The organism is Lactococcus sp. NH2-7C, from assembly GCF_029953655.1.
Taxonomy (GTDB): domain Bacteria; phylum Bacillota; class Bacilli; order Lactobacillales; family Streptococcaceae; genus Lactococcus; species Lactococcus lactis.
Genome location: NZ_CP124538.1, coordinates 2,150,086 through 2,174,867, shown reverse-complemented (window position 1 = coordinate 2,174,867; position 24,782 = coordinate 2,150,086). Strand labels below are relative to the sequence as shown.

19 protein-coding genes are annotated in these 24,782 nt (G+C 31.6%); 3 read left to right on the top strand and 16 right to left on the bottom strand.

Annotation, left to right across the window (positions count from 1 at the left end; genetic code table 11):
• The first annotated feature begins 107 nt into the window (after positions 1-107).
• The 3 genes from QJV49_RS10955 to QJV49_RS10945 all read left to right on the top strand — a co-directional run bounded on the left by QJV49_RS10955 (position 108) and on the right by QJV49_RS10945 (position 3,679).
• The gene (locus QJV49_RS10955) at positions 108-1,526 is read left to right on the top strand and encodes a sucrose-6-phosphate hydrolase (protein WP_029344970.1); all 1,419 of its coding nucleotides are present in this window, start codon (positions 108-110) and stop codon (positions 1,524-1,526) included.
• Entirely contained in the window at positions 1,508-2,479 is a 972-nt protein-coding gene (locus QJV49_RS10950) for a LacI family DNA-binding transcriptional regulator (RefSeq protein WP_225511625.1), read from the top strand. Before QJV49_RS10955 ends, QJV49_RS10950 begins: the two co-directional genes overlap by 19 nt.
• 89 nt (positions 2,480-2,568) lie before the next feature.
• Positions 2,569-3,679, top strand: a protein-coding gene (locus QJV49_RS10945) for an IS3 family transposase (protein WP_225511624.1) whose coding sequence is annotated in 2 segments (ribosomal slippage) — positions 2,569-2,798 and positions 2,797-3,679 — 1,113 coding nt in all. Because the reading frame shifts where the segments join, the coding sequence is not laid out codon by codon here.
• 215 nt (positions 3,680-3,894) lie between these two features.
• On the opposite strand, the gene QJV49_RS10940 is transcribed toward QJV49_RS10945, so the two are convergent.
• The 16 genes from QJV49_RS10940 to QJV49_RS10865 form a co-directional block, all read right to left on the bottom strand.
• Positions 3,895-4,785: an IS982-like element ISLll1 family transposase gene (locus QJV49_RS10940; protein WP_225511623.1), complete on the bottom strand. Its 891-nt coding sequence runs from the start codon at positions 4,783-4,785 to the stop codon at positions 3,895-3,897.
• A gap of 415 nt (positions 4,786-5,200) precedes the next feature.
• Complete coding sequence (locus QJV49_RS10935; protein WP_014570415.1) at positions 5,201-5,845, bottom strand: transporter; 645 nt, start codon at positions 5,843-5,845, stop codon at positions 5,201-5,203.
• Positions 5,832-6,560, bottom strand: coding sequence for a lantibiotic ABC transporter permease (locus QJV49_RS10930; RefSeq protein WP_014570414.1), 729 nt, complete (start codon positions 6,558-6,560; stop codon positions 5,832-5,834). The genes QJV49_RS10935 and QJV49_RS10930 overlap by 14 nt, the downstream gene beginning before the upstream one ends.
• Position 6,561: 1 nt before the next feature.
• Entirely contained in the window at positions 6,562-7,239 is a 678-nt protein-coding gene (locus QJV49_RS10925; protein ID WP_015425986.1) for an ABC transporter ATP-binding protein, read from the bottom strand.
• Between the two features lie 98 nt (positions 7,240-7,337).
• Positions 7,338-8,681: a HAMP domain-containing histidine kinase gene (locus tag QJV49_RS10920; protein WP_014570412.1), complete on the bottom strand. Its 1,344-nt coding sequence runs from the start codon at positions 8,679-8,681 to the stop codon at positions 7,338-7,340.
• A complete protein-coding gene (locus tag QJV49_RS10915) occupies positions 8,674-9,360 on the bottom strand; it encodes a response regulator transcription factor (protein WP_014734918.1) in 687 nt (228 codons plus the stop codon). Before QJV49_RS10915 ends, QJV49_RS10920 begins: the two co-directional genes overlap by 8 nt.
• A 68-nt stretch (positions 9,361-9,428) precedes the next feature.
• Positions 9,429-11,477, bottom strand: coding sequence for a S8 family serine peptidase (locus tag QJV49_RS10910; RefSeq protein WP_225511622.1), 2,049 nt, complete (start codon positions 11,475-11,477; stop codon positions 9,429-9,431).
• A 1-nt stretch (position 11,478) separates the two neighbouring features.
• Complete coding sequence (locus QJV49_RS10905; RefSeq protein ID WP_014570409.1) at positions 11,479-12,216, bottom strand: NisI/SpaI family lantibiotic immunity lipoprotein; 738 nt, start codon at positions 12,214-12,216, stop codon at positions 11,479-11,481.
• A complete protein-coding gene (locus QJV49_RS10900; protein WP_029344967.1) occupies positions 12,213-13,460 on the bottom strand; it encodes a lanthionine synthetase C family protein in 1,248 nt (415 codons plus the stop codon). Before QJV49_RS10900 ends, QJV49_RS10905 begins: the two co-directional genes overlap by 4 nt.
• Entirely contained in the window at positions 13,450-15,252 is a 1,803-nt protein-coding gene (locus QJV49_RS10895) for an ABC transporter ATP-binding protein (RefSeq protein ID WP_014570407.1), read from the bottom strand. Before QJV49_RS10895 ends, QJV49_RS10900 begins: the two co-directional genes overlap by 11 nt.
• Positions 15,253-15,262: 10 nt before the next feature.
• A complete protein-coding gene (locus QJV49_RS10890; protein WP_225511621.1) occupies positions 15,263-18,244 on the bottom strand; it encodes a lantibiotic dehydratase in 2,982 nt (993 codons plus the stop codon).
• 107 nt (positions 18,245-18,351) lie between these two features.
• Positions 18,352-18,525, bottom strand: a complete 174-nt coding sequence (locus tag QJV49_RS10885; RefSeq protein WP_014570405.1) for a gallidermin/nisin family lantibiotic — start codon at positions 18,523-18,525, stop codon at positions 18,352-18,354.
• 828 nt (positions 18,526-19,353) lie between these two features.
• A protein-coding gene (locus QJV49_RS10880) for an IS3 family transposase (RefSeq protein ID WP_225511758.1) occupies positions 19,354-20,501 on the bottom strand; the annotation gives its coding sequence in 2 pieces (ribosomal slippage) (positions 19,354-20,249 and positions 20,249-20,501; 1,149 coding nt in all).
• 1,235 nt (positions 20,502-21,736) lie between these two features.
• Positions 21,737-21,877 carry a hypothetical protein gene (locus QJV49_RS10875; RefSeq protein WP_241892912.1) on the bottom strand — a complete coding sequence of 47 codons (141 nt, stop codon included), beginning with the start codon at positions 21,875-21,877 and terminating at the stop codon, positions 21,737-21,739.
• Between the two features lie 952 nt (positions 21,878-22,829).
• The gene (locus QJV49_RS10870; RefSeq protein ID WP_225511620.1) at positions 22,830-23,771 is read right to left on the bottom strand and encodes a N(5)-(carboxyethyl)ornithine synthase; all 942 of its coding nucleotides are present in this window, start codon (positions 23,769-23,771) and stop codon (positions 22,830-22,832) included.
• A 36-nt stretch (positions 23,772-23,807) separates the two neighbouring features.
• A complete protein-coding gene (locus QJV49_RS10865; RefSeq protein ID WP_225511619.1) occupies positions 23,808-24,758 on the bottom strand; it encodes a CorA family divalent cation transporter in 951 nt (316 codons plus the stop codon).
• Positions 24,759-24,782: the final 24 nt, after the last annotated feature.

The following is a 24,782-nucleotide window of genomic DNA, read 5'->3' as shown; positions in this document are numbered from 1 at the left end:
TTTGCCATACTTTTTTATTTTTTTATTTTTCCGTGCTTATTTATATTGATTTTTTTATAAAAAACGTTTATCATAAATATATATAATTTAGTAAATGAGGAAAAAAAATGAAATGGTCTACCAAACAACGATATCGTCCCTACGATAGTTATTCTGAAAATGATTTAGAGAGTTTACGCAAACTGGCACTAAAATCTCCTTGGAAATCAAATTTTCATATTGAACCAGAAACTGGACTTCTTAATGATCCAAATGGATTCTCTTATTTCAATGAAAAATGGCATTTGTTCTACCAACACTTTCCTTTTGGGCCAGTACATGGTTTAAAATCATGGGTACATCTAGTCTCAGATGATCTCGTCCACTTTGAGAAAACAGGGCTAGTCCTTTATCCAGATACAAAATATGATAATGCTGGAGCTTATTCTGGGTCTGCTTTAGCTTTTGAAAACTCCTTATTTTTAATATATACGGGTAATCACAGAGGCAAAGATTGGGTTAGAACTCCATATCAACTCGGAGCAAAAGTTGACAAAAATAATCAGTTAGTCAAATTCACTGAACCACTAATTTTTCCTGATTTTTCTCAAACAACCGACCATTTTCGAGATCCCCAAATTTTTTCATTTAAAGGACAAATTTATTGCTTGATTGGTGCTCAAAGCTCTCAACAAAATGGTATAATCAAACTTTATAAAGCAATAGAAAATAATTTAACTGATTGGAAAGATTTGGGAAACTTAGATTTTTCAAAAGAAAAAATGGGTTATATGATTGAATGTCCGAACCTTATATTTGTCAATGGTAGATCAGTATTAGTTTTTTGTCCACAAGGACTAGATGAATCGATTGTTAAATATGATAATATATATCCTAATATGTATGTTATTGCGGATGACTTTACTACTGGTTCAAAAAATCAGCTAAAAAATGCAGGACAACTAATTAATTTGGATGAAGGTTTTGACTGTTATGCTACGCAGTCATTTAATGCACCTGATGGCTCTGCTTATGCCATTTCATGGCTAGGTTTACCTGAGACATCATACCCCACTGATAAATACAATGTTCAAGGTGTCTTGTCCATGGTTAAGAAGCTTTCAATAAAAGACAACAAATTGTATCAATATCCAGTTGAAAAAATGAAAGAATTAAGACAAAAGGAACAAGATCTCTTACTAGCAGATAATAACATTATTACATCTAACTCTTATGAACTTGAGGTCGATTTTCGTCAGCAAACCTCTACACTTCTATCTTTAATGACAAATGAAAAAGGGGATAGTGCACTTAAAGTTGAGATAGATAAAGAAAATAATACTATTACACTTATAAGAAATTATGAAAAACGTTTGGCACATGTTAAAATAGAAAAAATGAATGTATTTATTGATCAATCAATTTTTGAAATTTTTATAAATGATGGTGAAAAAGTATTATCAGGTCGTGTATTTCCAAATAAGAATCAGTATTCGATTAGAAGTCAAAATCCGATAAAAATAAAATTATGGGAGCTAAAAAAGTGATTAAACTTGAAGATGTTGCAAATAAAGCTGGGGTTAGTGTAACGACAGTTTCGCGTGTTATAAATCGTAAAGGATATTTGAGTGACGCAACAATATCAAAAGTAGAAAAAGCAATGCAAGACTTGCATTATATTCCAAACGCAGCCGCACGTTCTTTGCAAGGAAAGTCTTTAAAATTAATTGGGCTAGTATTTCCAACTATAAAAAATATTTTTTATGCAGAATTGATTGAAAAAATTGAGCAAGCTCTTTTCAAACGAGGTTACAAAGCTATGTTAGCAACAACAGAACATGATGAACAAAAAGAGCGAGACTATCTTGCCTTATTACTTTCTAACCAAGTTGATGGAATTATTTATGGGAGTCATAATTTAAAAGCACATGATTATATAGCAATTGAAGCACCTATTGTTGCTTTTGACCGTTTATTAACCCCTGAAACGACTGTTGTTAGCTCTGATAATTTTGAGGGAGGAATCCTAGCTACTAAAGCTTTGATTAACTCTGGAAGTAAAAAAATCGCCATATTTACTGGGAACGATAATACCAATTCTCCTACATATTTAAGGCGTGATGGATATCTGCTTGAGCTAGAAAGAAATCAATTAAAGCCTCATATAATAAAAATTCCTTCTCAATGGACTCTTCTTCGCAAAAAAGTTGAGATCAAAAAAATACTAGAAAAAAACGATTTTGATGGTGTATTTTGTACAGATGATTTAACAGCTATATTAGTAAAAGATCTCGCCTCAAATTTAAAAAAATCACTTAATGTGGTAGGTTTTGATGGAACTGAATTTATAGAAAACTACTATCCTAACCTAACAACGATAAAGCAACCAATAAATGATTTAGCGGAACTCTTAGTTGATTTAATCATACGAAAAATTGATGGAGATAACATTGACATTACATATCAACTTCCTGTTCAGCTACATTATGGTATAGATTAAAAATATATTTTACTTCTTCAAAAAGACACTGTGATGCTATCCTTAATTCTTAGAGTCACTATTGTATAATTTAGACAAAGGATAAAAACATGCAAAAACGCTACTCACAAGAATTTAAAGACACCCTTCTCGACTTCTATCATTCTGGGCAATCCGTCACACAGCTTTCTAAAGAATACGGCGTGGCTCCTGCAACGATTTATAAATGGATCGACCTCTATTCTAAGTCTAATGAAAGCTCAGTCTCTAAAGATGATTTTCTAGAATTAAAAAGACAGCTGGCTAAAGTTAAGGAAGAACGAGACATCTTAAAAAAGTATTGACCATATTCGCCGAGAAAAAGATGTGAGTGCTGCGGATATGTCTCAAACGATTAAAACTTTAGCACTCAATGTCAGACTCAGTTGCCAACTGCTTGGTGTTCCTGAAGCAAGTTATTATGAGAGAATCAATCGACGCCCATCCAAAACTCAATTAAGAAGACAACACTTGGCACTGAAGATTGACCAACTTTTCAAGGCGAATCGGGGAATCTATGGGGCACCTAAGATTCATCACCTCTTACTCAATCAAGGGGAAAAAGTAGGGATAAAGCTCGTACAAAAAATTATGAAACAACTTCAGCTCAAGTCCGTCCTCCTTAAAAAATTTAAACCCGGACACTCCGTAAGTGATGGTATTAACAGAAAGAACCTTATACAAAATGAGTCTAAAAAGATAAATAAGGTTTGGGCAACTGATATTACTTATATTCCTGCTCAACAAGGCTGGGTTTATCTCTCAACCATTATGGATCGTTATACTAAAAAAGTCATTGCTTGGGATTTAGGAAAGCGAATGACTGTAGAATTAGTGCAAAGGACTTTGAATAAGGCAATGGAATCACAAAATTATCCAGAAGCTGTGATGCTTCATTCTGACCAAGCAAGTCAGTATACGAGTCATGAGTATGAAGAGACAATAAAAAACTCTGGAATGACTCACTCCTTCAGTCGTAAGGGCTATCCTTATCATAATGCCAGTCTTGAATCTTGGCATGGACATTTAAAAAGAGAGTGGGTCTATCAATTTAAATATAAGAACTTTGAAGAAGCCTATCAGAGTATTTTCTGGTATATTGAAGCCTTTTATAATTCAAAACGAATCCATCAAAGTTTAGGGTATCTTACGCCTAATCAATTTGAAAAAGAAATCACTTAAAATAAATACATTAAAATTATACGTTTTTGACTCTAATAAATTGACTTAACGTCAGTTTTGCTTTGGTTCATTTTATTATTATCAACGATACATCTTTTAATTCTAGGTTAAAATGCACTTTATATGTCTATCAAAAATAATGAAAAATCCAAGTATTTATACTTGGATTTTTCATTGTTTAATTTTCTCTTTTATATACCCGAATTGCTAGTTGATTATTTAGCCATGACTTGATACCCGATAGAATATCTTAAAGTCTCTGGTTCCAGTGATTTAGCTGATTTTAACAGTAAAGAATACGCTAAAAGTATCATCTCTAATTTCAATTGAAAACCTTGAGGCGAACGACTTTTACAACGCTCAGCTCCTAGATTTGTCAAAAAAGAAAAAACTCGCTCAATCACTTTTCTACGTTTTGAAAAATTAGGGAAAAGGATTTTCTTTTGCTTCATGTTCTTCCTGACAGGTGTAATTAGATCAATTCCTTTTAATTCCAGCCTATCATGCAGTGACTGACCTAAATATCCCATATCTGCAAGGACTGTTGGTGTCCCAAATTGACTCAACACTTCCTCGGTCATTGAACTATCAGCCATTGAAGCAGGAGTAATTGTGTAGTCTATGACATAGCCTGATTCACTGACTAAAGCATGACATTTACAGCCATAGAAGTACTGTCCCTTTGTAGCATTGTAGCCAACATTTGCATAATCTCCAAGAACTTTGCTTCTGAAATTACGGATAGGCTGACACAAAGGAATGGGGAAGCTGTCAATAATGGATACACTAATTCCTTCAACCTCTTTAAAGACGAGTGCTTGGCGAATGACTTGGATACTCGGTAAGAGGGCATTACAACGGCGGACAAAGCGAGAATATTCTAGGAAATTAGGAAATAAACTTTGAGCCAATTGGTGCTTTGCTTTAAGCGTTTCACTAAAATGCAGTACGCCCCATAGGTAACAAGCGATAACTAAGCAATCTGATGTTGCGAGATGGACGTTCTTTCGGTTTTGAACCTCAAGGGGAACACTCGTTTGATAAAGCGTCTCAATGGTTGTCAGTAAATAAACAAAAACTTTTGGAAGTGTGCTATTATAAGTCATATAAGTCGTGCGCTTTCTAATGCTTAGTGGTTTAAGATTAGGATAGCACGACTTATTTATTTTCTAATGAAATTAACTAGCAATTCGGGTCTTTTATATAGAAACTCATATTCTTCACAAATAACTGGCATATCAGTTTAAAAATGTTATATGCTTTAAAGAATCTCTCATGAGCTTGACACCAATAACTCCAAAAGAAAAAGTGTAAGTCGATAGGAAACCACTTTATAAAAAATTACTGAGAAAAGAAAACTAACGACGGAAACATTATTCTTAGAGTAAGAACTGTCACATATTGATGGAAATTTTATTCAAACTTATGAGTCTAAAGGTACTTTGAATAAATTACTATAGACAGAAATAAGAGATAAATAGCAAAAACATATTAGGTCGAATTACCATAAGAAAAAATACTTTATCTAATCTTTTTTTTAGATAATGCTACAAGAATTATTGTGGATAAAACAATCCACCCTACGGCAGCTATCAGATAAGCACACCGCCCAGTTATCATAAAATTAACAGGTAAAGCAATGGGACACCAATAAGCTGCTAATAAAACTTTATTACTGGCAAAAATAATGAGTAATATTTCAATAATCGCGATAATCATGCTCCCTCCTCGATTGATTATAAAGGTCAATAAAAGATGAAAATGATTAAGAAAAATTGCCATCAACCAGCTAGCTGTTGCGATCATCATTCCTTGTTGCCCTACTGCCTGTGAAACTCCCGTAATTATCCAGATCATTGCTGATGGAAAGAACAAAAGGAAATCCACTACTATTAGCTTTGATAACCAAATTCTGCTACTTTTTTTATTTACATTTATTTCTTGGAAACGATTGGCCAGACTCTCCTGTTCAAAGATTAGAATAGACAAAATTGTAACCAGTAACGGAAAAAACAAAAAAATCATGAGCGATAAATCAGTCATTGAAACATGACTTCTTCCAAAAGCTAAATAAATAGGAACCGTTAAAAGCTCTAATAAAGTAAAGAGAAAAACTAAATAAAACCCTAAGCTATTTTTTAATTTGAGACATTCACTTCTTATCATGTTCTATCACTCCTTTAAGTAAATACGAAACTCCTATCGTTACAACTATGGAAAGTCCAAATGGTAATAAAACTTCCCAAATACTGAAATTTATCTTCCCTGTTAACAAATCTCCTGATGGTTTGATATTTAACAAACTTTCTGTAACTTTATAGTGATAAGTGTATGGTAGCAAGAACCATACTGGAGTTTGTGCAACAAAAGGGGCAACAATTAAACAAATCAAGGTATTCGCAGCTAACAATACGTAAGTATTAATCCACTTGAAAATCAAGTATATAAAGGGTAAATTCCAAGAAGCTGCTAGTAATATAGCAATCAATGCCACACTTACTTTCATAAAATCCACCACTACAATACCTTGAAACACAAAAGCAACCAAATAAAGCAAAATAATCAAGACTATGCTCGCTAGTATACCTCTTAGCCAAATCAACAACATTTTGGCCAAATGAATTTTCCAACTCAGCTTTTTCCATTTCACATTTTGAAAATTTCCAGCTTGCTCCTCTGATTTTATATCATAAAGAAAAAGCAAACTCATCAAAAGGAATAAAAAACCAGTTTCCCACCAATAAATTGAAAAAACACTAAAAATCTGTATTCCACCCATAAGAAATGCTATAAATAGAGTCACAAAAGGGATAATTAATACCAATCTAAGAGTTCCTGATTTTTTTAATTTTATTGCTTCTGATGCTATTATTCTTTTCATATCACATTCCTCCATGCACAATCTTAAAGAATAACTGTTCAATGTCGTCTTCTTTATTGTTCGCATGATTATAACGAATCTTACCTTTGTTCAAAATAATAATTTGACTAGCTACTTTACTTATTTCGTGCAACTGATGACTAGAAATCAAGATTGTCACACCTTTAGCTTTAAGTTTTAAGATTAAGTTTAACAACTCCGCAATACCATCAGGATCCAAACCATTAGTAGGTTCATCAAGAATTAAAAATTGAGGTTCTGTAAGAATAGCCATACCAATTCCCAAACGTTGTTTCATCCCTAAAGAGAATTTTCCTGCTCTTTTCTTTCCTGTTTCTGCCAAACCAATCACTTCTAGAGTTTCATGAATTCTCTTATCTGAAATTCCAAAAAGCAAAGCCTTAGTTTTAAGATTATCGAAAGCAGATAAATTCATATATATTGCTGGAGCCTCGATTAAGGCTCCAAGTTGATTATTTGTCTTTTCTTGTCCATCAAAAAAAATTTTTCCAGTATCTGCAGAAATTAAACCAAACAAAATTTTCATCAAAGTTGATTTTCCTGCACCGTTAACTCCTAATAAACCACAGACTGTTCCAGATTTAATATCAAAACTGATATCTTGTAGCACCTGCTTTTCTTTATATGTTTTAGAAAGATTTTGAATTTTTACCTGCATTATATTTCCTCACTTTATTTTATGTTTAAAAAAAGTATATAAAACAATTTTCAGAATCTATTCAGAAACAAAAAAAGTAATCCTTAGAGATTACTAAATTACTTTTTTATTTTTAGGATAACTTCTGCCCCACCTTTTTGAGGATTACTGAGAATTAAGTTTCCTTGATGTTTTAAAGCTACACCTTGAGCAAAAGATAGTCCAATCCCATAGTGTTTCCCACTACGTCCAGTATCTTCTGTGAAAAATAGTTTTCCAGCATTTTTTTTTGCTTGTTCAGAAAAAGGATGACCATTATTCCAGATTTCAAAATAGAGATATTTTTCATCATCATAAATACTCAAACTGACTATTTTTTCACCCTCTTTAGCATACTGACAGGCATTAACAAAGATATTGATAAGTGCTCGACTTAAAGCTAATGTATTTCCGTAAAAAGTGGTTAAATCTGTTTTTTTAACTAGCTGATAATCCACTTGATAAGTTGTTGACAACTCTTCCAACTCAACTGATAAATCTATCAAAAAATCCTCCAGGGAGATTGTCGCTTTGTAATCATTTTCATCATTCAAAAGTTTTGTATAACTAATCATTGTGTTAAAATACTTGTCAAAAACAGTCAAACTATTTTTCATTGACTCAATAAAATCAGCTTGTTGTTCATTTACTTCAGTCATCTCTAGCAGTTCAATATTTCCTTTTAATACTGTTAAAGGTGTCTTAACATCATGTGAAAGTGCAGCAACCTGGAAGGATAAATCATGTTTTTCATGACGCTCCGCTTCAATAAGGAAAGCTAACTCCTTACTTTTCGAATATAAGTTATTCAGAACCTGATCAAATTCAATAATTTTTGATTCCTCTTGTTCAGGAAAAGTAGTTATTTCCCCCATCTTCAATGCAATCTTTTGAACGGCTTGAAAATTCTTAGAAAATTCTCTAATGAGATGATAGACAGAAAAAATAATGAGTATTATTTCACCAAGAAAAAAGAAAAGGTAAGTAAATTGATTATAAGAAATTGAACGAAGCGTATGATTTGTAAATTCAGGCATACTGTTTTGTCTTAAAACAACTGAAAAATGCTTATTGCTTGAATAAGTATAAGTAATTTCTCCTTCTGTAATATTATGTGAAGACTGTTTTGAAGCTACAAAACTAGGTACATCCGACTTGACATAATGTCCTCCCAAAATTTTACTTGTATCATTGTCAAAAATAATATAATCATATGGGTAGTGTTTCATATCACGTTCGATATCAGAAATAGTTAAATTATCTGAATCTAAAGATAAACGAATAGTTTCTGAACCACTGATTTGTCCAATTTGTCGTAGAAAGAAAGTCAAGCCCAGTAACAACAGGATAAGTAGACAAGTACCTATGATAATTTCAATGACAGCTTGCCATATCCGTCGACGCATTGAATATTTTTTACCCATGCCACTGATACCCAAGTCCCCGAACCGTTTTTATCGGATTAATATCGTATGGTGCAAACTTACTCCTAATCTGATAAATATACTCCGAGATTGACCGAAAAAGTGCATTAGAATATTCATCATATACGTCATCATAAATATCCTCTCTCGTATAAACTTTAGAAGTTCGTTGTGATAGTAATTCAAGAATATCGTATTCACGACAAGTCAGTGGAATTGTTTGACCATTGACACAGACTCGCCTTTCTTCTAAATAAAATGTAATTGGTCCTAAATCTCTACGAATCTCTGAAAAAACATGAACTGCATGTTTATTGCGTTCCTCTCGCTTTATATTTGCTTCCACTTTTGCAACCAACTGTTTAAGGCTAAAAGGCTTAGTAATATAGTCATCCCCACCAATACCTAAGCCGTTTATAATATCCTCTTCTGTATCTTTCGCACTAACAAAGATAATTGGAGTTGATATTTCTCTGCGAATCCTTTTACAAATTTCTGTCCCTTCAATATTTGACATCATGATATCTAACAAAATCAAATCAAATCCCTGAAAATCAGTAATATCCAAGGGAAGTGAAATGTTTTGATGCGTCGCAACTTCATAGTTTCTCATTTCTAATGCTGTCTTCATTAATTTTAAAATTTCCTGATCATCATCAACTATTAAAATTTTATACACCACTTTACCTCCGATTGTTTAGTACTCATTACTTCATTATACCATTCATTCTGAAGAAATATAATCTATCAATTTTTAGTCTTTCTTTTCAATATACCAAGGATTGAGATACACACTATACCTAAAGCCGGTAAAAAATCTTCTCCATCTCCAGTAACAGGTAAAATTTCTTGACTTCGTACAGAAACAGCACCTCTCGAATTTCGATTATTAGCCATTTTTTGATTAATATTATAATCAACTGAAATTACTTCTTTTGAAATGTTATGAAAATCATTTTTGATAGAAAAATTGTTATTTGTATTTCTTTGAATTTCTTTATCTTGTTCCTGTTTCATTGTATCCCTAGACTCTTTAAGATTCTCCATCGATTTATGGTTAATAGCATCATCCTGACCTTTATCTGTATCTAAGCTAAAAGCTTTATTTTTCCCATTCAATAAATCAACAATATTCAATACTCTATTCCCATTAACTTCTGGAGAATTCATTAGAAGAAACCTTTTTAGTTGGTTAGGATTCTTTATTCCATATTTATCAACTACTAATGCCAGTGCCCCAGATACTTTAGGAGTAGCAAATGAGTTGCCATAAACATATTGGTACCAGCCAGTATTAGTAGTTGTAAAAAGCCAATCTTTCAAATAATAACCCTGACTGACAAATTTATCTTGCCCATATTTTTTAAAATTGGCCGTTGTGCCAGCAGGAGCATAAATTGCATCCGCTCCAATATTACTAAAATCAGAAATATTACCATAACCATCTATTCCACCTACGGCTATTACATCCTCAAATACACTCGGTGCATCTACAACTTTTCCAGGAACCTTTATACTTCTGAAACGCTTAAGAAAGTTTATCATTGTTTGGTTATCTTGTATGTTTAAACTATCATTACCAAGAGCTGCGACAACAATACTTCCTTTTGCTGTTGCATAATTTATTGCTGACTTATAATTAAGATACTCTTGATAATCATTTGTTCCATCATCATACGATCCTGAAATCATAAGATACTGTCCAGCACTTATATTGATGACCTTGTTCCCATCATCCGCAGCTCTTCTTATTGCTCTAGCTACCCATTCCGATTTCGAAAGATTTTCACCAAATACTCTGTATATATTTACAGTAATCCCTGGTGCTACTCCTAAAATATTACCATTTGCTGTAATCTGACCTGCGACTTCCGTCCCGTGTCCCATTTTGTCGACAATATCACTTGGATTTCCAGTTTCATCAGGTTCTTCATTATCAAACCCTCCCTTAGGAACAAGATTTTTAAAATAATTTCCTAAACTATTTGACAAATCAGGATGTTCTTCCATGATTCCTGAATCAATAATTCCAACAGAAATTTTCTTTGAGGGCTGGTAGAGCGCATAGCTTTCTCCATTATTTGTCACATATTTCATATCCCACTGATAATCCCAAAAATCATGTGAATTTGTATAAACACTTGCTTTCTTTTCAGAAGAATTACTTATCAATAGAGGTTGTGCCTCTACTTTTTGATTTTTTAAAGGTTGTCTAAGAGATACCACTTCCTTAGCTTTACGATAAGATAGAGGAGAAGCAGAATTATCAATTACACCAGATGCATCTTTAGAATTTGATGGTTTTTCCTTAATAAGCGGAGAGGAAGTAACGAAGTTAGCTCTATTCTTCTTATTATCGAGGATTTTATTTTTTTGAATCGATGATGTTGAAACGACTACTTCACTTTGCTCAAGTAGCTCATCCTTAGATACTGGAACTGCTTCTTTATTTGTAACGCTATCTCTCTTACTGAATTCAGAACTAACTTGAGTTTCTTGCAACGAAACTTTCATTTCTTTTTGAACAGCTGATGTCTGTAATAAAGTTTTAGCAGCACCAGTTACATCCAATTCAGTCCTTGTTGTCGATTTTACTGCAGGTGACTGCGCCCCTAGATTAAACGAATCAGTCGTTGATCCCTCTGTTGAAGATAAAATTGCATTAGAATTATGATTAATTAATTCCGTATTAATATTATTTGAGAGTAACTGTTGTGAATTTGTTGTCTCCCCATGCACAGTTGCTGATAAACCCAACGAACAAACGATAAAAAGGAAACCTAGTATTTTTTTCACTCTAGTTTCCTACCTTCGTTGCAAGCTTAAAATCATCATTTATCTCAACGGCAAATGCTTCAGTAAGAGATTTTCCTCTAATAGAATGGATTTCGCCATAATCCCATTCCGTCCTACTCTGTTTGGAATTTGAACCATCCTTATCAATTCTCCCCCATTCAGACCTCGGGATACTTTTGCCACTAACTGAATCAAACACACGTACTTCAGCTAAAACATCCTGATATTCTCCCAATTCTTCATCAGATACGGTGGTGTCCGATATACTGTAAATATTTCCCATATAGTCAATTTTTCGTGAATCATTTTTATCAATAACAAAATTATCATCAGAAATATCGCTTGTCACATCAAAGTTTTGTAATCTCAAAGCTTTGACCGCCCCCTTATCACTTTCTGGAAGTATCTTATAGTATCTGTCGTTAATACCCATACATAGCGACTTGTCAGAAGCCTCATAAATATTATTTAAGACCAAAGTCACACTATTTTTGTTGCTACTTGATAAAAGTTTCTCACTTTTCATGTCAACAATCAACAGCTTATAAAATTTTACTTTGGAATTGTTAACGTTCTCCTGAGGAATCTCCTTATCAGTTACGAAATACGATTTATTATCATAAATAAAATTAGTATAACTTCCTTCGTCAAACCTCACCTTTTTATGACTTGTTTGATAACACCCTGATAAACCTGTTATCCCTATTAAGGCCACAATAAGTATTAAATATCTTCTCATTTCCTCTTCCCTCCTTTCAAAAAATCGTCAAAAAGTAACAGTGCTTGTCTCCAATAAGTAAAATTGATTGAATATTCAAATTTCGATAATACCAGTATACAGCCACTTATTCCTTCAAGAAAACCCGTGCCACTTTCATCTCCGTATTCTTCAAGAATTTGCTCACTATTAACATTAAATTCTTCCATGTATGAATCAAACTTTTTTGTATTTAATAGCCGCTTAAATAAAGAACAAATTTCTATTAAACCAGAATAGCCATGGCAAATCATATATGAATCAATACCAAGTTTCCTTTGCATAGCTGACTCTAATATTTTTTCTGCTTTATCTACAAAATAGTCATTATCCAGTGCTAATCCTCCGTATAAGTATAGCAGACTAATACCTGGACCTCCATAGCACCATGCATCTCTAATGAAACTTGCTTCCCTAATTACTTTCTCTTTTTTTAATTCATCTGCTACAAGTCCATCTTTCCATAGAAACTGTTTTTTCCTTTCAAGTTCAAACTTTTCATAAATAAAAATAATTTTTTGCAAAGCTGACAACGAGGCTTCATTACTATATCCTTTTATGTGGGCATAAGCTAAGATACAGCCCACTCCAGCAAGTCCATGTGCTAATCCCATATTCAAACAGCCTAGTGGATACATCTCACTTTCTGATTGAGACATCTGATTCTCCGATTTGATGTAAAGCGATATTAGTCCTTTGTTTTCTTTAGTCAGATTTGATAAAAAATTGATAATGAGTATTTTCAAATCATCATATTGCTCGTCGTTGATTAATAATAGATAGGAAAGTATCCCAGATAAACCTTCAATCACGTCATAATCAGGAGGAGTAATGTTTTCCAAATTAAATCCTTCAATTTTTTCTCTGACGAAATATTCGATATATCTATTTAGGCTATCAAGAAGATTCTTATATTTTTCGTCATCTTCTCGTAAATGTAGTATACTTAATGCAATGCCAGCTGCTCCCGAATAAAGTGATCCTGTTAAAAGCCCATATGTTGAAAGTTTGCTAACAATATATTCAATATAATTGTCTATCTTTTTCTGATATATCTTTGAGTTATCTTTATTTTTTAACTCCGCTAACATTAAAATTATACCAGGCAATCCTGTAGAGAGAGTCAACTCTCCGAAATCGAAGTTTTCTTTATTTTTTCTAGTTCTCTCATCCCATTGAGCAATAATTTTTTCAACATTTCTTTTTATATTTTTTTTATTCATCATTATCCTCATATTGCTCTGAATAATAAAGTTCTTGATAGTATTGACATCTTCTCAGAAGGACATCATGACTTCCAACATCTTCGACCTGTCCATCTTTCATAACCACGATTTTATTTGCTTTTCTGGCAGCATTCAAACTATGAGAAATGAAAATTGAAATATTATTTTCCGAAAGAGCAACAAAATAATCAAATATTTCTTTTTCAGCTACAGGATCGAGTGCAGCACTTGGTTCATCTAAAATATAAATTGAAGCTTTCTTAAAGAATGTCCTTGCTAATGCAATTTTTTGCCACTGACCTCCTGAAAGTTGATGCCCTTCTTGAAACCAATTTCCTAACTGCGTATCAAGTACATATTGATTATTAGTTTTCAAAAAATCGAGTCCTAAATTATCTAGTACTTTAATAATTTTCTCATCTTCCCATTGAGAAGACAAATCACTCAATCCTATATTCTCTCTTATCGTTAACTCATACTTCACAAAATCTTGGAACAGCACCGATATGTTTTTCTGATAAAACTCCTCAGGCATCAAACTACTTCTCATTTTGTCGTATTGGATTATTCCCATAGTTGGTTGATATAATCCTGAAATTATCTTTACTAGTGTACTTTTCCCTGAACCATTTTTTCCTACAATAGCAGTTAATTCTCCTTTTTCAAAGGATAAATTGATATTCTTTAGTGCAAAGGCATTCGAATTAGGGTAAACATATGATAAATTAATTACTTTAACAGTTCCTATATGTTGATTGCATATTTCAGTATCTTCTATTTTTTTGTGAACTACACTTTCTCTCTTTAAAAACTCAAAAAGTTGTTCCATAAACAAACTAGTATTATAAATGATGTAAATATTTTGAATCATTGTTTGAGAATAAGTATTGATTTTAGAAATAGCTTGTATGAGACTTACCAAATTACCTATAAGAAGTTTTCCTGCTCTTACCGAAAGGATCATAGCAAATATCGTAAGAATATTTATCAAATTCAAAATGAAATCAAGAAAAATATTGAAATATGTCTTCTTACGAGCAATAGCTAAATCTTGGTTGATAAATCCTTTCTTTAATTTTCCAAATTTATGAATGAAGTAATTGCTAATATTATTTAACTTGATTTCTTTAAATGAAAAATCATGAGTCAATAAATATACAATATACCATGTTTCTCTTTCAGAACTTGCTCTCTGCCACTGGATTAAAAACTCTAATTGTCCCACTCTGAGAAAAAGTACCAAAGATAATACTGGAACAATAAGGAGTAAAATTGCTACCCCAATGTTCCATGTTCCAATAAAAAATAGACTAGATAACAATGAGATAAACGATGAAAGCACAACAATGATAGCATTAAATAGCTGAAAAGGCTTGTAAGTGCTGTCTTGAGTAACTTTTTCTATGATATTATACATATCAGCCTGCTCATAATCACTTAATTCAAGAGATGAGGTAGTCCTCATGAGGCGCATATTGATACTGTAAGAAAGTCGCATATCAAATTTTCCACTAACATAACTTTCCAGCTGTCCCAGAACTGTTGTTATCACTTGAACAATAAAATAGATGATAATAATATTGATAAGATGTCTCCCTGAACCTAGCACAGAGTTTATTAAATCTTGATAAATAAAAAGACTAGCCAACGGAACAAAAGCTGTGATAGCATTTAGCACAATTAAATAAATTGCATAACGTTTTTCCAACTGAAAAATTAACTTCAAGGTGCTTGGAAGAGTAAGTAAAGTATTAAAAAATTGTTTTGATGTGAATTCTTTCACTTCATCCATCTATTAGTCCTCATTTCATGTATTCTTCCGAAACAAACAACCTTTGAAGTGTGTAATAAATTAATTTCTCTTTATCTCGTTCAATACCAATTAGTCGGTTATTATGGACATGAATGATACTGTCAATAATTGAATAAACTTTCTGAAGTTCAAAATCTTGAGCTATCATTTTTAAAAATAAATTTTTTATGGCATGCTTTAATTCTTTAAAATTCTTGTCATAAAAAATTTGGTCACCTAGATTATTAACTTTCAGAAGCTTAAGATAATGTTCAATCTTTTCATTGACATTTTCTTTAACCTTTTTAGGACTAACTAAATTCAAAAAATTAAGAATCTTTTTGTTATCATTCTGAAAGAAGCATTTCAGATATAAATAATTCACCAAGATTGATACATCATCGACTTTCCAATCATTATTAGTATCTTTTATCAATGTAAGCAAATTTGGAATAATTTTAGAATCGGCACAAAATATTGCTTCGGATAACTCTAAAGTATCAAATCCACCATATCTTTCTACTTCTTGATCATAAATAGAAATATCAAAAGTTGACATTATCCTATTTTTCCGACTCCTTTTTAAGATTTCAAGAATAGATCCGTAAGCTAAAAATAAATCTGAACATTTTATACGCAATCTAATATGTGGTTTAGGATCAGTATATCTTAGGAAGAATAGATTTCCACCCAGGTTTGCTACTATTTTCTGAATATCTGGAAGATACGACAGTAAAAATTCATTTTGACGATTTATAGAAATGTACAACTTTAGATAAAGCCACTCGTTAAAGGGCAATTTTTCACGCCGTTCAACCGAAACTCTTTTCTCTCTTATAAATGCTCTCCCTTCATTACCTAATGCTCTCGTTCTAATAAAAGGCACTACAACATCGGCAACTCTCCCCCTTTCTCCTTTATTTATGATATTTTCATCTTCAAAATATTCTTGTAGCTCTATAAAATCTTTTCTTTTTGAGCTCTTCTTTATCGCCGACTCTAAAATTTCCATATCCAATGGGTTTTCCTGTGATAAATAAACTTTATTATCTCCATTGACAATATAAAACTCTTTGGGAATTTCTTTGCTTTGAATAAGTTCTCTTATTGTCATCTTACTATTTACATCCCTTCCCCAAATTTTCCATTTAGCAGGAGATATTACTATTTCGTCAAATACTAAACGTGGAATATAATCAAAGTCTCTGTAAATAAGTTCCCAAGGTAAATTACCAAACTTGTCATCTAATGAAATTTCGTAAAGAAATCTTAGCTCATTACTGAATAACGTTTTATTGTACATGCTTGTAATGTAGAATTTCAATACCTCTTGAGTTGAAATGTCTCGTGCATAAAATTTTTCTTTTTCGTCTATTCCAATATAGATATTAGTTAACAGAACTTCATTGTGACTTGTACTTGTAAAAAATGGAAGTACTTTCCTCCTCATAATTGATGTATGCATAACGTTAGCATGTCTGATATTTTCTGGAAGAAATACTATTTCACACGATGTAATTTCTTTATTCTCATTTTCTCTTTCGACAGAATCTACTATCGTTCTATGATAACTTGTTAACTCCGGAGAGAGTGCAGAAAATCTACCTGATGCCCCTCCCAAATTATTATTTCCAACGATATCCCCTAAAATAAAAATATCTTTTTCATACTCCTTTGCCAAATTCAAAAATAATTCTAACCCTTGAAGTTCACTTTTCTTTTCTAAGTCCATTTTTTGATAATGAGACTCTAAGTCGTCAAGATTAATTACATTATGATTTTTAACGGCTTCTACATACATGCTGAGGTACTTTTCTCTCTCCTCTTCTGAATAGTATAGAGTACTCGGTTCGGACTCATAAAAGTCATTTCGAGGATGATTATAATTATATGGAGCTCCTATGCCAAATGTAGAATCAAATAATTCTGTTATTTGTACTTCTTGATCTACACCATATTTTTCGATAAATTTATCCTTATAGTCATCCAAATATGTTCTTCTTACAGATTTTGTCGTATTTCCTAAAAACTCAGCTAAATGTTCTAATTGTTGCTTTTGTTTAACATCAAAATTTATTTCACTATCACTAATTAAATCAATTTGAATATAATTATCATTCTCAAGAATTTGTGACATTTCCTGATATATTTCTTTCAGTTTCTCAATACCTTCACCAATTTCTATTTCTGAGTATTCTTGAATAAACTTTTGAACTTTTTTCAGAGGAATTATATATTTTTTATCTTCATCTATTGCTTCAACTTTAGTCAAAAAAGTGTTCCAAGAAAAATCTGACAACAAATCTTTTTGTAAATTAGAGATCAAATAATGATTAACTATCAGACTGCCAAGATATTGTTCCGATAGTTCTCTATATTCGTCTCCATAGCAAAGCGTTACAGTTTCACAAATATCTTCATATTTTTGATAGTCATTCTCACAAAATTCAGAAATAATTTGATAAACATTCGTATATTTAATATTTACTTCTTCAAGCTCACTACTATTTATGGTATAAACTTGAAAAACTCGATCTCCAAACTTATAATTTGCATTATTTCTAGTAAATGATAACTTTTTTGAGAAATCTACTTCCATTTTATGAACTAGGCGAATCAACCACTGAGTATCCAATCTTATACCCTTTGTAGTCTTTCCCATTAACTTGTACTGTGAACTTTTCGAAAAAACACCAATTGAAGTTTCACTAAATAATCCAAATGGAGTTGATCGTAAATAACTTCTCTTATAATACTTGTAAATAGATTCAAATAATTTTTTAACCCTTTTCTTCTTTAACAGACCAGCATTATATTTCTGCATAACATCATAGAGTTTAGGATTAGCTAGTAGTAACTGTTCCAAAAAAACTTTATTTTTACTTACAGTCTCAATGACTTGAGTATATTCAGTAAAACTCCGTTTATCGTTTGGAGATAAAATTGTATTTCTTACTAAAAACGGTTGAGCTTTAAATGAACTTTTTATCATGTTTTTTCCTCTCTTTATTTTTATAAGCTATTTAGCAACCCTAAATAACTTATAAAAATAGGATAGTATCCATGTCTGAACTAACAAAATACTATCCTTTGATTTGGTTATTTGCTTACGTGAATACTACAATGACAAGTTGCTGTTTTCATGTTACAACCCATCAGAGCTCCTGTTTTACAACCGGGTGTACATAGCGAAATACTTGTAATGCGTGGTGATGCACCTGAATCTTTCTTCGAAACAGATACCAAATCCAAGTTAAAATCTTTTGTACTCATTTTGAGTGCCTCCTTATAATTTATTTTGTAGTTCCTTCGAACGAAATCATTGTATCTAACAAACTTCAGAATTTAATCAGAGCCGTTTATTATGCTCGCGTTATCGACAATAATATTATTACCAATACTTTCTCAAGATAGAATTAAGACTGTTTTAGATTTGTTAATGTTTCTATTGTCAGTATAGTTATAAGACTAGGTCATTCAAGTATGTCTAAGACTCAATAAACCTATCTCTATATTATTCAGGAACTAGAAAATCAAGATATTAATAAAATTATTAAATATTCGTCAACTATAACTTAAATAAATATTTTTTGTAAAAGAGATTATTCTAATGATTTTAACTTGTTAATTTTAGGCTAATGAAGAGTGATGGTATCGTCGAGGCGTTTAAAGAATAGTCCAACTCCTGTTGTTCCTCATAATTTGAAACATTCAGAACTCAATCGTTTACAATTAATCATGATAAGTTCACTTGTCCTCCCCATAAATATTTATCTATTTATCTATTTGTTTTTGTCATTTTAACGATTGGATAATAACAAGAACCATCAAAATAGTAAATACTATCATGAAACTTAATGACTGAGATACCTTTGATAAGGTTACTGCCGAACGTGCCTAAAAATAAGGTGACGGTGATTTTAATCTAAGTTATTGGCGTCAAACTCATGAGAGATTCTTTAAAACACATAGTATTTTTAAACCCGATATGCCAATTATTTGTTAAGAATACGAGCTTGTATACAAAAAAGGGAATTAAACAATAAAAAATCCAAGCATAATGGAAAGTCAACGAAAAACTAGACACGGAGTTAAGAGAATTTAAGAATTATATTTTTCAAAGTCTTTTGGAGACTTGTAATCAAGACCTGAATGCATCCTTTTTGTATTGTAATAGGTCTCAATGTATTTAAATATTTCTTGAGTAGCCTCAGCTCTTGTCTCAAAATGATCATCATTAATAAGCTCCCTCTTTAGCGTCTTATAAAAAGACTCCATCATTGCATTGTCATAGGGATTTCCTTTACGACTCATGCTAGATTGAGCACCGACTTGACGAAGAGTAGATTGATAACGAGAGCTTGTATATTGACTCCCTTGATCAGTATGGACAATCAAGCCAGGCTGAGGATGTTCTTTCCCACAAGCTTGTAAGAAGCAATCCCTCACCAGTTTATCTTGCATCCGTGAAGACATTGACCAGCCTACAATCTTACGTGAAAAAACGTCGATATTCACGGCTAAGTATAAGGTACCTTCTTTGGTAGGGATATAGGTCATGTCTCCCAGCCATACTTTATTAGGAGCTGTTGCTTTAAAGATCTGATTAATTAAATTGGGTCTTGAAAGCGAAGCTCCTTTTCTGTTGTAATGTTTATATTTATATCGGCTTCCCTTGGCATAAAGTCCCATCAAGTGCATCAGTTTCCCAACACGTTTCGTGTTGGTCATAATACCAGTATTATGAAGTACCTTGGTAATTCTAACCGCACCATAGCGTCCCTTATGCTCATGAAAGACAGCTTTTATCTTCTCTGAGAGAATTTCTCTCTCCACTTGTTGTTTTGAAGGACGACGATGCATGTATTCATAGAAACCTGAGCGAGAAACCTTAAGAACTTTTACTGCATGCTTAATTTTTATCTTCCCATGATGTTTCAAGAGAAATTCAAAACGTTTTACTTGCTTCGCTTCAAGAAGACCCGGAACTTTTTTAGAAGTTCAAGTTCCTCCTGAAGATAACGATTTTCTTTCTCTAACAATTTAATCTTATGTTGGGCATCAGCTAGGGCTGTCCCATTGCCTGGAAAAGCACTTTCTCCATATTCTTCAACTTCTTGAACCCAGCGATAAAGACTATTGGCATGAACCTCAAGCTCTTGGCTGACTTCTTTAACAGAGTAACCCTCTTCAAGAATGAGTTTTACTGCAGAATTTTTAAATTGTTTATCGAATTTTCTTCTTGCCATAATAAACCTTTCCACGATTTCTCTTAACTTTGTGTCTAGTTTATTATAACCTTTCCAATAAATACCTGGATAAAAAGTCTAACTTTTGGGGTGCACATCAATTCATTTATTTAGACTATCTCACTTAAGAGTTATTTGTAAATTTACTTTAATATTTTAAACTACAAAACCTACTATAAATTTTACAGTAGGTTTTGGATAAAGTAAATGCTGTATAGTTTTGCTTTGGTTAGTTCTTTGGTTCATTTTATTTTTATTAACAGTAAATCTTTTAAAACTAGGTTAAAACGCACTTTATATGTGTATCAAAAATTTCCATCATATTATATTACTTCCTGTTCTTCCTCACAATTTTTTTGATTTGGTTAGTTATTTTAAAGAATAATCTGGTTCAATTTTTGACCAATTTCATTTTAATTGTACCACTTATATAAGAATAAATGCTCAAAGTAATTGGCTCATTTCTATAATCAACCCTTTCCATAAGTGCTTAAATCGGCACCTCTAGTTCAACGAGAAGGGATAAATGTGAACGTTTCAATAAATGAATCTCATATTTCCTTTGATTTTCTAACACATTTTGACAATCATCACAAATAAACTTATAAAATACAGGTTATCTGAAAATTCTACCAAACGCATTTACAAAAACAAACTTATCATCTAAACAGTTTTTTTGGAAATAATCAATAATTCCCAAGCAACGATTACTTAAACTAATTGTGCGAATCGAACCTGTCATTTTATTCATTTCAACGACTCAATCATCATATCTTGCAACGCGACATTCTAAAGTGTATCTTATATAGTTTTATAAGATTTGCAAAATTTCAAAATAGACCTCATTCCTGCCTTATTAAAAAATTTTCCTTTAACTGTCCCAATATTTCAATTTCTAGCTTTATTTTAAGTATAACTACTCTGAACAAAATTCTAATGTAAATCCTGCAATTTTCACCCTTTAAATTTGTCATATCTAATTCCATCAAACAGTTTAGTAAATCCACAGTTGTCACTTTTTAGATTTTATATTTTGAAAATTTTTTAATAAAGCCTCTTGAAGAAATTTTCTCCGCTACAAAACTCGTTGCTTAACGTCTTATTTTTGGATTACAAACCATTCTTCATAAATTTCTTGAACACTATTATTTTGCACGATTTGTTCTTGAAGTACTTTAATAATTGTCTTTTTTTGATCACTCTATTTTTCTTGCTAATCTATTTTTAGACCTTGACTAAGCAACATTTGATTTCAAATGACCATTACTTGTCTCCACTTGTTTCTTTCTCTTTTCGTCAAAATATTTTCCACTACCAAATTGCTTATAAAGCATATTACCTGCTTTTGCCAAAGATAAAAGAAAACTATACAGCACTTATATTATATCATATCTACATATTACTTTTATCTTTTTTTCAAATTGAACTTTCTCTTAAGTTTTGTTTATACTTAAGAAAAAATTTTGGCCGTCTCATTTCATTTCATGTAAATCATTAGCAAGTGTTTTTACAAGTACTTCACACAGTTCTAATATTCCTTGTTTATCTTTATAATTTTCTTCTATTTTTCTACAAAAATAAAGAGCAAGACTTTTCCTGCTCTTTTTCTAAATTCTAAATATCTCTAATATCGCCATGGTTTGTTTTTAATTAAACACTAATCGCTAAACCTTGGTCATAAGTACTTGACAGGCCCGAAGCAATTGATAGTACTGACACACTTAATAAAATTGATATATTAGCAGTAAATTTTGAAAATATAATTGTTCCTTTCTTAAATTCCTTATTATCCCTATACTCATCAAGAAATATATTTTTTCAATTTAAAGCTAACATTATAATAATTTTAGGCTAATTTTTTCGGTTCTTCAATATAAAAAATGAATATATTTATTAATACTACTTTTAGTAATAATAGGATTTATCTTGAAAATATTATTATTTTATAGGAAATATGCAAGAATAATGTAGTAGTTTTACTATATGGATAATGGATCTAAAGTTATAAAGTGTGCAATTTCCAACGCCTTACAGCCTGCAAAAAATTCTATACAATGAACCCCTTATTTACGATTTTCACCTTTTATCCTCCTAAATAACCCATTCCATAATTCTCGAGATTCTTTAGACTTGAAAAGCTAAAACTCTAAAATCCTTTTAAAGTTAATTCTATAACCTTTTTATTTTTTACTCTTTATTCTTTCAGCATTCATGAACTTATAAAATCATCTAACACACTATTATTTAGCTAAAAAACTATTTTTATATTTTCTGGCTTCCTGCATTTAGCATGATAGCCTAAAATCTGAAAAATCAATATATAAAACATCATTTATTAAGATGCTTTACCTTTTCAATAAAACGCGAACAATCTTCTTTAAATACATGCTCACTCAAAATCTTGCTTAAATTTTGACTCACATTTCGATAAATCAATGATGGAGTATTGGGAACTACATAATAATATTTCCCCTCCTTTTCATATATGGGAGCATTCATACTAGTAAAATGTGTTCCTTCAATAGTATTTCCAGCATCCGCTGCTACATCAATAATAAGAGTTCCTTTTTTTAAAGATTTTTGTTCAGAAAGACTTAAAATTGGATCATCATCTTTACCAATTTCAATTCCATTTATAATGACATCATACTTGCGATAGCTTTCTTTGAAGATGGACATCGTTTTTCGATAATACATTCGGATGTTTGAGGAATACTTCGAGATACTACTAAAAGCCCCTTGTGCAACATTTCCTGAACCTAAAATAGCTATTTTTGTCTCCTCAGTTGGAACAAATCCATATTGCAATAAAGCATCAAGAACACCTGCATAACCAGCGTAAAAACTATTTTTATATAATAAGCCCTTAGGAATATCTGATTCAATTACCTTATTATCATAATAAATGCAAGGTGAATTACTATCTAAATCTACAATAATTAACTTTTTAGGTAGAGCTTGCTCCTCCATAAATGCTTGTCCTGATCCAAAGGGATGCGTCCATCCTATAATCATCTGCCCCTCTCTAAGATGAGGATAATCAGTAGGCTGGATGAGTTTCAGTGAGAAGATTGCTTCTGACTGTGCAAAAATATCAGCTCTTGATAAAATGTGACATCCTTTATCAATGTATTCTTGATCATCAATATCCAGAAATTTACCGAACCCTTCTTCCACCAATAATTCATTGTTAAAATCTTTAATATCTTTTGGGAGAAGTGGGACTCGTCTTTCTCCTGGAAAAGTTGCTTTTACTAGACCAATTCTCATAGTTTTTCCTTCTTTTCTATCTTTTTTTAATTTTTTCTAAAGAGATTTTTTCTTTTTTAACCAGTACCAAACTACTAAACTGATTAGAAGTGAAATAACAATTACAAGTAACGAGCCATAAGGGACGCCTTGAAAAGGCAACTTGAGATTTATTCCCCAAAACCCATAAGTAATTGTTGGTATTGTTAAGACAACTGTAAGCTCAGTTAACGTTTTCATAATATTGTTCAACTGAAACGAACTATTATTATTTATAATTGTATCCAAGCTAGAAAGGTACTTATTATAAGCTCTTACCAAAGAGTCTAAGGTATCCATCCTCTCTTCAAGAAGAGTTACTTCATTTTGCATATGAATTTCTTTAATATCTTCCATTTGTTCTCTTTTTATAAAGCTTAATATTTTTCTATCGGAATCAATGATAAAATCTAACAAGATAAGATATTTTTTTAGTCGCAAAATTTCATTAAATATTGTCCCTGAAGGCCCTAAACTTTGTATTTGTGTTTCCAACAAACTAATTTCTTCTCTTTTCTCTTTAACATCTTTAATTACTTTTTGGATGCTTACATTCAAAAGCTGGATAAAATTTACCTCACTTCTTTCAACACTTTCTCCTGTATTTTTAAAAAAATCAGAAATGAAATCTTCTTTCTCACTAGTTACAATAATGAGCTTTTTCTCTAGTTTTAAGATAACTAAAGCCTTTATTTTCCGATTCAAATCATTTTTCAAGTTTTGGTGAGGTAAAATAAAAAGTATCTTTAATTCTTCTTTACCTGTCTTTGTATCAGATATCTCGTGTATCACTTCCTCCTCTTCATACAAAAGATTTTCCAAATCAAGCTGATACTCTTCTTTAAAAAAATCGTAGATTTTATCTTTAGGGCTAAAAAGATATACCACTGAGTGTAAAGAATTACTGTTTAAACATTTAAGCTCCTCTGAATTGCTATTTGCTCCATCCACTTCGATATAATCTATCATGAAAGGTCTCCTTAGACTTATTTG